The sequence below is a fragment of the Planktothrix paucivesiculata PCC 9631 genome, from assembly GCF_900009265.2.
Classification (GTDB): Bacteria; Cyanobacteriota; Cyanobacteriia; order Cyanobacteriales; family Microcoleaceae; genus Planktothrix; species Planktothrix paucivesiculata.
In genome coordinates this window covers 1-383 of record NZ_LR735117.1, presented here as the reverse complement: position 1 = coordinate 383, position 383 = coordinate 1, and the positions used below count along the sequence as shown (strand labels likewise).

Genomic DNA, 383 nt, shown 5'->3' with positions numbered 1-383 from the left:
CTCTGTGTGCCAAGGTTTCCACCGTCAGCCCTTTCTATCTTGACCACTTTCTCTTTTTTCGAGAATTTCTGTTCTTGTTTGGTTAGTTCTCTCCACCTAGGGTTAGTTTCCTTTCCTTCGGCTGGGAGTTCTAACTACGAACTACTGCCAGTTTTTGTTTCTCTGCAATTTTCAAGGTTCTGTCTGGACTTGCTAGTCCAGCATTCTGGCTTCTTTTTTATTTACAGAAGCTAGGTGCTGAATTGTCCTAGGTTTTGAACCGGACTTCGGAGTTTGAAAGCTGTTGTTGTGTTTTTCATTCTTCTCGTAACGACCTGGGATGACTTTTGAGGGTGCTGTATTTTTGGATTGGGCACTCGACTCAAAAGTAGGTCTCCCTAAAA

1 protein-coding gene is annotated in these 383 nt (G+C 43.1%); it reads right to left on the bottom strand.

Going from position 1 to position 383, the window contains the following annotated elements:
* Positions 1 to 192: 192 nt before the first annotated feature.
* Positions 193 to 383 (bottom strand): hypothetical protein (locus tag PL9631_RS26895; RefSeq protein WP_231516867.1); only part of this gene is annotated, 191 nt, incomplete at its 5' end.